Annotated in this window: 8 protein-coding genes; 1 reads left to right on the top strand and 7 read right to left on the bottom strand. The window is 45.0% G+C overall.

All coding sequences use genetic code 11. The features are described 5' to 3' along the window. The 7 genes from WEIDD23_RS06005 to WEIDD23_RS05975 all read right to left on the bottom strand — a co-directional run. A partial coding sequence (locus WEIDD23_RS06005; RefSeq protein WP_156469587.1) for an exonuclease domain-containing protein occupies window positions 1–2,207 on the bottom strand: 2,207 nt, incomplete at its 3' end. Window positions 2,208–2,729: 522 nt separating this feature from the next. Further along, window positions 2,730–4,451: a proline--tRNA ligase gene (locus tag WEIDD23_RS06000; protein WP_010371214.1), complete on the bottom strand. Its 1,722-nt coding sequence runs from the start codon at window positions 4,449–4,451 to the stop codon at window positions 2,730–2,732. 165 nt (window positions 4,452–4,616) lie between these two features. Further along, window positions 4,617–5,879, bottom strand: a complete 1,263-nt coding sequence (gene rseP / locus WEIDD23_RS05995; RefSeq protein WP_029237444.1) for an RIP metalloprotease RseP — start codon at window positions 5,877–5,879, stop codon at window positions 4,617–4,619. 89 nt (window positions 5,880–5,968) lie between these two features. Beyond that, window positions 5,969–6,760 (bottom strand): phosphatidate cytidylyltransferase, encoded by a 792-nt coding sequence (locus WEIDD23_RS05990; RefSeq protein WP_010371220.1) that lies wholly within the window; start codon window positions 6,758–6,760, stop codon window positions 5,969–5,971. Window positions 6,761–6,770: 10 nt separating this feature from the next. Continuing rightward, window positions 6,771–7,559 carry an isoprenyl transferase gene (locus WEIDD23_RS05985; protein WP_010371222.1) on the bottom strand — a complete coding sequence of 263 codons (789 nt, stop codon included), beginning with the start codon at window positions 7,557–7,559 and terminating at the stop codon, window positions 6,771–6,773. Window positions 7,560–7,680: 121 nt separating this feature from the next. Then, on the bottom strand, window positions 7,681–8,526 hold the full coding sequence (locus WEIDD23_RS05980; RefSeq protein ID WP_010371232.1) for a Cof-type HAD-IIB family hydrolase: 846 nt from the start codon (window positions 8,524–8,526) through the stop codon (window positions 7,681–7,683). After that, window positions 8,523–8,948, bottom strand: a complete 426-nt coding sequence (locus tag WEIDD23_RS05975) for a GtrA family protein (RefSeq protein ID WP_010371235.1) — start codon at window positions 8,946–8,948, stop codon at window positions 8,523–8,525. Before WEIDD23_RS05975 ends, WEIDD23_RS05980 begins: the two co-directional genes overlap by 4 nt. Before the next feature lie 171 nt (window positions 8,949–9,119). Here WEIDD23_RS05975 and WEIDD23_RS05970 point away from each other — a divergent pair, with 171 nt between their 5' ends. Further along, complete coding sequence (locus WEIDD23_RS05970) at window positions 9,120–9,968, top strand: hypothetical protein (protein ID WP_010371238.1); 849 nt, start codon at window positions 9,120–9,122, stop codon at window positions 9,966–9,968. Window positions 9,969–10,197: the final 229 nt, after the last annotated feature.

Raw genomic sequence — 10,197 nt, 5'->3', positions numbered from 1 at the left:
ACAACCACCGGCTTACCCAATTCATCACCGATTTGTACTGCTTGCATCATTAGCTCACGCAGGCGGGCTTCATCTTGAATAAGTTCAGCTTCCAAAGCCGGTACATAGTTAGCTGATGGTTGAATTTCAATGTAATCGTAATACGTCGCCTTTTCCTTGGCTGCCGCATACCCCTTCTGCATCAAGGCTTCCCAGAATTCACCAGTGTTATCCCCAGTACCCAGCAACAAACCTTCCCGGTATTTATTCAATAGTGAACGTGGCACACGTGGCACACGCTGCAGATACTTGGTATTTGATTCTGAAATCATCTTATAAAGGTTCTTCACCCCAGTTTGCGTCTGAACTAACACAATCGCATGATTTGGTCGACCGTGACGCCAAGCATCATTGTCCATCATGTGGTCATTCAATTGATCCGCATACTCAATGCCATACTCTTCACGCGCTTGCTCCAAGAAAACGCGGTTCAAATGACCCGTTGTTTCCGAGTCAAAGATGGCACGGTGGTGTTGTTCCAAAACAATGCCAAAGTGCTTAGCCAACGTATTCAAACGATATGACCGCATGTTTGGGTACAAGAATCGCGCCAAAATCAACGTATCAATGACTGGGTTTGTAATTGGTGCTAATTGATGACGGGCATACCCTTCTTGCATGAAGCCCATATCAAATGTCACATTGTGTCCAACCAAAACTGCGTCGCCGTAGAATTCACGGAATTCTTCAAAGACTTGTTTTTCGGGTTTTGAACCGCGCACCATGTCATCTGTAATCGACGTCAAATCTACTGTTGTTTGACTCAATGGGAACCCAGGGTCGATAAACTCTGAGAACTCTGCAATCACATTCCCTTTAACCATTTTGACGGCTGATAATTCAATCACCTTGTCATAAACTGCTGACAAACCAGTCGTCTCCACGTCAAAGACCACAAATTCAGCTTCATCAAGTTTCGTGTGATCAGGGTTAAAGATGATTGGCTCACCATCTTCAACCAAATTCACCTCAACCCCATAAATCATTTTGATGTCATTCTTAGCAGCTGAAGACGCCGCTTCTGGGAATCCTTGCGCACCAGCTGTATCAGTAACAGCGATTGCATCCATGCCCCACTTAGCTGCTTGCTTCACGTAATCGCCAATCCCATTTGTGGCATCCATCGTCGACATCACAGAATGCGTATGCAATTCAATTCGCTTTTGTTCACCTTCATACGGATCGAGACGTGGCGCATGCTTGATAATTTCCATATCATACGCCGTCATCGTCAAATCACGCACAAAGTCATCTTGTTGAATTGGACCACGGGCACGAATCCATGTGCCAGGCTTCATATCAGCAAAGAACGCTTCATCATTTTCATCGCGTGAGAACTTCTTCAAGATAAACGAACTCGTGTAGTCGGTCACCTTCATCGTTAGCAATTGACGCTCAGACTTCAACACGCGGACTTCCACATCAAAAACATATCCTTCGACAATTACAGAACGTTCTTCAGTCTCAATATCGCCCATCTTGGTGATTTCTGCATCTGCGGCAATTTTACGACCCAATGCACCTGGATTATTACCACCACCGCCACCATTACGTGGGGCTGATTGGCGTTGCTTTGCCGCCTGCTCAATTTGAACCTTCGCCATCTCGGCTAACTGTTGATCTTGCGCAGCGCGTTGTGCCATAACCTGAGCATGTGATTCGGCTGCCAACTGTTCATCAACCAAAATGTTGAACGGTAGTTGATAACCAACCCCCAACTTTTTATAGGTTCCTTCAATAATTGGTAACCCTGTTTGCCGCGCATAGTTGGCCCAAACAGCGGTATCGAACGTTAAGTCTAATTGGTTACCAGCGATTTGTGGCAACACATGTGCAAACGCCTGCCGGAAAGCGCCCGGTTCGTTTTGATGCTGTTGCAGTACCCATGTCCAATAATCCACAATTTGTTGTGCCGTTGGTTGTTCAGTTAAATGCAGCTGATAAGTTGTTTGCGCAATATTGGCAAACGCCGTCTGCATCCGGGCAACCAAAGCAGCCATCTCCTGCACTGGAGGTAACTGAGGCATCTCAAAATGGAATTGCCAGATTTTCGATTGCTTGTGCACAGCAAGCTTGGTTAGCGCAGTTTCCTGCAAACTTGCTGGGACTTCCTCATATTGCAATTGCTGCAACAATGTTTGGAATTGTTCTTGTGCGGTCAACGCCATGGATAGGTACTCCCTTCTCTCATTTTCACAGTCTGCAACTATTATACCCTCTTCTGATTACAGGACGATAACTAAAACAAAAAGACCGCTAGTGAACAACACTAACGGTCTTTTCGGATCGCGGTAAATGGGCTTTTACCGCGTTCTATTCTGATGACATGTCTCGCACATCATCGATTTTTAAGGAGTAGGTTGCAGGTTGGTTAAACCTGCGGGTTATGAGTAGTTTTTATGGGCTGTTGACTGGATATCTCTGTATCCCTTATCAACAGTCATAATCATAACGACCCAAACTTAAAATAAGAATAAAGTCGCCTTCAGTTTAAAAATGGGTAAACGCTAAAACAGTCAAGACGGCAATGATGCCCCATAAGAACTTACGCATCGTCATCTCCCCTTTCACTTATCATTCATACAATAAGTATCCCAGAAAAATGTGCCCATTTTATGAAAGCGATTTCGCGCTAACTTTTTCTTAATAAAAAAGCCGAGGTAATTCCCCGACTTTCACGACAGCTAAGATTAAGCTTGTGCATCCACTTCAGGTTGCAACAAGATTTGTAGCGTTGACACCAATTCTTCAGTGCGGACTTCAATCGCCTCATCAGCCTTACGCAACTTCACTTCAACGATCCCTTCGCCGGCCTTCTTACCAATCGTGACACGAACTGGCAAGCCAATCAAATCTGAATCATTGAACTTAACACCAGCACGTTCGTTACGGTCATCAACCAATACTTCGTAACCAGCTTCAACCAGCTTATCGTTCAACTCATCCGTCAAAGCACGTTGTGTTTCATCTGAATACTTCATTGGTACCAAGTGCACGTCCCATGGTGCAACAGACGTTGGCCAAGCCAAACCGTTTTCATCCGCATTTTGCTCAGCAATTGCAGCCAACAAACGTGACACACCGATACCATATGATCCCATAATGACATCTGCTTGGCGACCATTAGCATCCAAAACTTGGGCACCCATTGACTTTGAGTAACGTGTGCCCAACTTAAAGATGTGGCCAATTTCAATACCCTTTGTAAACTTCAAGTGACCCTTACCGTCAATAGCCAAGTCACCTTCACGGGCCGTACGTACATCTGCCACTTCATCAATGCGGAAATCACGGTCAACATTTGCGTTCAAGTAGTGGAAGCCAGATTCGTTTCCACCGACCGTCACGTTAACCATGTCAGTTACCCATTCGTCAGCGATGATCTTGACATCCTCACCAACACCGACTGGGCCTAATGAACCGAATGGTGCACCCAAAATTGATTGGGCTTCTTCTTCCGTTGCCATACGCAATTCATCAGCGTGCAAGTAGTTTTGGACTTTAACTTCGTTCACTTCGAAGTCACCACGAACCAAAATCATCACTGGTTCACCATCAGCGTACATAAACAACGTCTTGACCAATTGATCAGGCGTCGTTTGCAAATAGTCAGCCAACTCATCGATTGTCTTGACTTCAGGCGTTGCAATCTTTTCCAAATCAGCCATTTGTGCGTGTGACTTGTTTGGCGTGTACAAATCCTTCGCCATTTCCAAGTTAGCTGCGTAATCTGATTCATCTGAATAAGCAATGATATCTTCACCGGCTTCGGCAGGTGCTGAGAATTCCTTTGAGTCAGAACCGCCCATTGCCCCAGCATCACCCACGATAACACGGTAATCCAAGCCAATTCGGTCAAAGATATTGATGTATGCTGATTCCATGTTCTTGTATGACTCGTCCAAACCATCTTGATCCACAGAGAATGAGTATGCATCCTTCATGATAAACTCACGACCACGCAAGACACCAAAACGTGGTCGGTTTTCATCACGGAACTTAGTTTGGATTTGGTAAACCGTCAACGGCAAACGCTTGTATGACTTGATGTCATCACGGATCAACGTTGTCATCGTTTCTTCGTGTGTCGGTCCCAAAATCATGTCGCGGTCATGACGATTCTTCAACTTAAACAAGTTTGGACCGTATGTCTCATAACGACCTGATTCTTGCCACATTTCAGCTGGCAAAAGCATTGGTGCTGACATTTCAATCGCATCAATCTTTTCCATCTCTTCACGAATAATGGCGTTGATCTTGTTCAACACACGTTGTGCCAATGGCAAGTATGCGTAGACACCAGCAGAAACTGGACGCATGTAACCAGCACGCAACATCATTTGGTGCGAGATAACTTCTGCATCAGCAGGCGTTTCGCGCAACGTTGGAATAAATACCTTTGACTGTTTCATTGGATAATAACCTCATCCCTATTCTTAGCGCACAAAGCGCACTTTAAAAATTCTTATATTATAGTAACACATATCATCGGGCCCGCGGTTTACAATTCGGGGTCATTTCAGCTGATATATAAAAAGGACCAGCCAATTTGGCCGATCCTATTAATTCATTAGTGTTCACTTGAAGAAATATCGAATAATGTCGTTTCCGGTAACGGCAATCATCAATACGAACAAGAACGCAACACCCGCTAACGTAACAGCCGTTTCAACCCGTTCTGGTAGCGGACGTCGCACAACCGCTTCGACCGCATTCAAGAGCAACTTACCACCGTCCAATCCTGGAATTGGTAGTAGATTCATCATGCCCAAATTAACTGAGAGCAATGCTGTAAATGACACAATTGCCAAGAAACCATACGAGCTTACTTGCTCAGTATTCTTATAAATAGCGACTGGGCCGCCTAACTTATTCAGCGAGAAACCTTGAATCAAATTCTGAATCGCACGGAATATCTGCGTCATGGCTTGGCCGGTCGCACGGAAGGCATATTGGACACGCGGTACAAAGGCCTTAGTCGTTGTCGGCGTCACCCCAATCTGTCCGACCAGCATGCCACCATTTTTAACGGCTTTCGGCGTCAGCGTTGTCGTCTTCGATTGGCCGTTTCGCTCATACGTGACCGTAGTCTGCTCTTTTGGCAAAGCTTGAATCGTCGTTTGCATTTTCTGCCATGACGACATTTTCACGCCATTGATTTTTTCAATCGTATCGCCTTTTTTCAAACCAGCCGTCGCTGCCGGTGAGTTCTGCGCAACATCTTGCAACGTTGTCGTTGTCACTCCCGGCATAGCGAAAGCCAAGCCCATGAACAAGACGACCGTTAGAATAAAGTTATTCATCGGTCCGGCAAAGTTAATTAGGGCGCGTTGCCAAAGTTTGGCCGATTCAAAGTGCGTATCACGTGGGGCAACCAACACTTCAGTACCATCAGCTTCGATGACCGACGCTTCATGATCAACCGGCAGTTTAACCAACGTTTGATCATCGTCTGCCCAGTAACCTTCCACAAACATATCGTCAACCAAATCAACCCGATTAACGGTTAACGCACGACCACCAACCAATTCAGTCTGATCAGACAAGTTTAAGCGGGTTACCACCCCATCTTGCTGCACGACCACAATTGTCATCCCCGGCCGAATTGTTTCTTCTTCAGCCTCAGCACGACCAGCCATCCGCACATAACCCCCGACTGGCAACACACGAATCGTGTACGTCGTCCCGTTACGCCGGGTTTGAAACAGCTTAGGGCCCATGCCGATTGCAAATTCACGGACACGGACACCTGCCTTTTTGGCAAAATAGAAATGTCCAAATTCATGCACAATCACTAAAATACCAAAGACAATAATAAAAGTAATAATCGTTGTCATAATTTCTCCAGCGTTCCCTTTTCAATAGGCCCTAGTATACAACAAAACCCTGGCCGATACGTTAAAATCGCCCAGGGTTTTACTATTTTCTATTAGTTTAGCAAGCCAAACAAGAACATCAATGGCAAAACAATCAACATTGAATCAAAGCGATCCAAAATACCACCGTGGCCTGGCAATACCGTACCAGAATCTTTCACCTTGTAGAAACGCTTCAAGCCAGACTCAATCAAATCACCAAATTGTCCTGCAACTGACAAAATGATGGCAATAACGACCATCACTGGCCAGCTATATGCTTGTGGGAAGAAGACTAGGTAAACGGCTGCTGCAATGACAGCTACAACTGTCCCGCCGATTGAACCTTCCCACGTCTTATTAGGTGAGATGGTGGTCAGCTTGTGCTTACCAAGCTTGCGACCAATCATGTAAGCACCTGAATCCGTAATCCAAACAATTAGGAAGGCGAACATCAAGGTGTCCAACCCGGCATTGCGGGCAGCGACCATCATGCTGAAGCCCATGCCGACATACATCATCGTCAAAGTAAAGACGCCGGCATCCTCAAAGCTGAACTTATTCTTGGCAATCACCGTGTGTAACAACATTAACAAAATAAAGATGTACAACAACGATGTCCGGTGCAAGGCGATTGGTGCATGGATATTATCCCATAGCGTCGCTGGTAGCGTCATTACTAATGCACCCAGCATCGTCAATATTGCACCAAAGTCAACCAACAACGTCTTACGCATCAAGACGACTTCACTCGCTGCAATCACTGCCAACAATGAGGCCGCAGCTTGAATCCACAAGCCCCCGGCAATCAAAATCGGCACAAAGATAATCAGAGCCACAACGGCTGTGATAACACGTGTCTTCATTATTCCACTCCTACTTCTTATCGCTTTGATTTTCAGCAATGCCACCAAACCGTCGATCACGAGCTTGATACATTGCTAATGCCTTTTCAAAGACCGCTGGGGTTACCTCAGGCCAATGTTCGTCAATAAAGACAAATTCGGCATACGCCAGTTGCCAAAGCAAAAAGTTCGACAACCGCATTTCACCACTCGTTCGAATCAAGACATCCGGGTCAGCGAATTCACCCAATGGCGCCGTCATCAGCGCAGCATCAATCGTTGCATCGTTAATTTCTTCCGGTTGTAATTCGCCCGCAGCGACCTGCGCAGCAATCTGTTGCACGCCAGTCACGATTTCGGCACGACCACCATAGTTTAAAGCAAAATTTAGCACCATGCCGGTGTTATTTGCCGTCTGGGCAATGGCGTCATTAACCGCACGTTGCGTGTCCGCTGGTAATTGGTCAATGTATCCCATTACGTTTACACGCACATTTTTTTCGATAAGTTCTGGGACAAACGTGTCAAAAAACTTACCGGGTAGCTTCATCAAAAAGCCAACTTCCGTCTCAGGTCGCTTCCAATTCTCTGTTGAAAAAGCGTAGAGCGTCAATACCTTAACACCCAAATCACTGGCTGCCTTGGTAATATCTTTCACTACTTCCATCCCGCGTTGGTGACCAGCCACACGTGGTAAATTCTGTCGCTTGGCCCAGCGACCATTACCGTCCATAATAACTGCAACGTGGTTTGGGATTCGCGTCTTATCTAATTGTGGCAATTGATCCGTTACGACCGTTTTTTGCTTTTTGAAAAACACGATGCTTCCTCCGCCTCTATAAATGTAAAATACGTGACTGGCTTAAAGTCACGTATGTCAATCCGTCTTATTATAGCAGTTTGTCACATAGCGTGTACGGTAAAATTCCCTGCTTTAACTATTACTTATCAAAAACAGTCTCATCATCGTAAGCACCCGCTAGTAACGCTTCGATAGTGTCTAACACACCATTATGATTGTTATCGTTAACGGCAAGATTTTGCACGCGGACCTTCATGAAGTCTTCTGCATTCGGCATCACAAATGGATACTTCACATAACGCAACATCTCCAAATCGTTACCGTTATCACCAAAAGCAGCCATCTCTTCAGGCTTAATATCCCACTTAGCGGCCAATTGTTCCAAACCAGTTCGCTTATTTACGCCAGGCGCCAAAATATCAACCGAGCCGAAACCAGATCCGGTTGTGTGAAGCTCTTCGCCAAAGACCTCGCGCAATTGTTGCACGTGCTCATGAACATCAACCGAAGGATCCCACACTAATGAGAAACGGAAGATATTGTCGTCAACATCCATAAACTTTTCAACTTGGTGGACAGTTGGGTAGAACGTCTTGACCGCCGCAATCATTTCTGGCGTCGCGTGGTTTGACACATAGGCGCCATCATTACCTGACAGGATAATCAAATTATCCATATTAGCATGTGTCTCACTATTCCATTGCATCACGCGTGCAATCTGGTCGCGAGACAATGACGATTCGGCCAAAACCTCATTATTGTGCGTAATCAAAGCCCCGTTATCCGAAACATACGTAATGCGGTCGGGGTTGACCGGCTCAAAGTATGATCGTAATTGCTTGTATTGATTCCCACTCGCTGCAACAAATCGGATGCCCTTCTCATCTAATTGATCAAGCAAATCTTCCATCCGGGCATAGTCGAATGTGCGGTCATCCCGCAACAATGTCCCATCCATATCTGTTGCAATTAACTTAATTGTCATCGTTCCCATTTCTCCTTTGCTTTGAAAATAATGAGCTTACTCAATACGTAATTAGAGACCACCACGAATACGTTTTGAATAATATTCCATAACATATCGTTTTGGTGGAGCAGACTCGTTCCGAACCACAAAATCGCCATACCGATTAATCCAGTTGCGATTCGCGCAACATAAAACTTAACGGCCTCATTTAGCAATTCACGGAAACCGTGTGCCTGACTATCAAAGACCCACACACGATTTGTTAAATAGGCAAACAGCACCGTGAAGAACCAGGCAATGACGTATGCCACCATAATTGGCATCTGGGTTAAGCGCAACCCACCATACAAAATGATATTAAATACCGTGGTTAAGCCACCGAAAAACAAGTATAAAATTTGGGCGCGATACTTAGTAAAAATTGTCATGACTGACTTCATCAGTAAACTCTCAACTCTCTAGGACATAATTTCGTCACATTTTTATCTTTAAAGCATTATAACAAACTGCCCCGTAATCCGGTTAGTTTGCTACAATTATGTAGTTAGATTTTACAAATTGCCTTAACTCAGCTTGAGTTGGCAGAATAAATATCAGTGAAAGGAGTTCTCATGGCGAACGATTATCAAAATAGTCTTGCCCGTCTTAATCAATTGGCAGACAATCCCACGTCAGCGTCATTCACCAGCTTGGATAATGTTCATCCCCAAACCCGAACAACCCAGCGTAGACAAGACAACCGCCCGCAATGGCAGCAAATTCAATGGGTCTCAATTTTGATTGCAGTCCTATCGCAACTTGCAATTTGGTGGATTTACCCAGCAATCTACTCAAAAAATTTAGCAGGTGGCCAATGGCAACACAATCCACTACTGATGACCTATAGTGTCATCTTGGCCCTGGCCATCTTTTTAACTTTTAACCGTGGGTTCTCACGTTGGTTAAACTTTGGCGTTATTTTAATTCCAATGGTGTTCCTGTACTTTCTCTATCAGCAGGTCACTATGCAGCAGATTATTTTGTTAGCGCTGCTGCCACTTGCATTGCTCCTCATTAATCTCAAATGGTTAAACCTACAAAACATCTTAGGCTTGGTGCTATACTCTGGCATCGCCACCCTTGCCTTGCCGGTTGTGATTTTCTATCAGCAAAACACCTTCCTGACAGCGCCTTTCATTTGGAGCTTGTTACCATTGTTATTTAGCTATTTGTTCTACATGAGCAGTATTTTTGTGACCACTGGACGCGACAAACGGGCGACTTCATTAGCCTTTGGCATCATTTTATTGTTAGATGTGTTGACCTTGCCTTGGAATCCGTGGACGTTGTTAGCCATTATGATCATCGTCTTTACCTGGATGGTGTTAATCAATCTTAATCTCAAGGCTAAGTACCGGATGGGCGTCTTTTCATTGCTCCAAGCAATTACCGTCCTGGTTATCTTCTTGCAACAGAAATAACGCTTAATACTATTAAAAGCCGCAAATCACCCGATTCAATCGAGGATTTGCGGCTTTTAAACTATGTACTGAATGGTTGCATGTTTCATATAATGCCATTCATCTCATACGCCGTTAGTCTGCATCTTCCTGTTCACTCATTGCAAAAAGTGGCTTTTTTAGCCGGTAGACAACCACTGCCAACAAATTTCCGGCCAACAACATCCCAAACAAGAATTGGTACGGATGG

This window comes from Weissella sp. DD23 (assembly GCF_001579105.1).
Taxonomy (GTDB): domain Bacteria; phylum Bacillota; class Bacilli; order Lactobacillales; family Lactobacillaceae; genus Weissella; species Weissella cibaria.
Note: the sequence above shows the minus strand (reverse complement) of the source record. Positions and strands in the feature narration are given on the sequence as shown.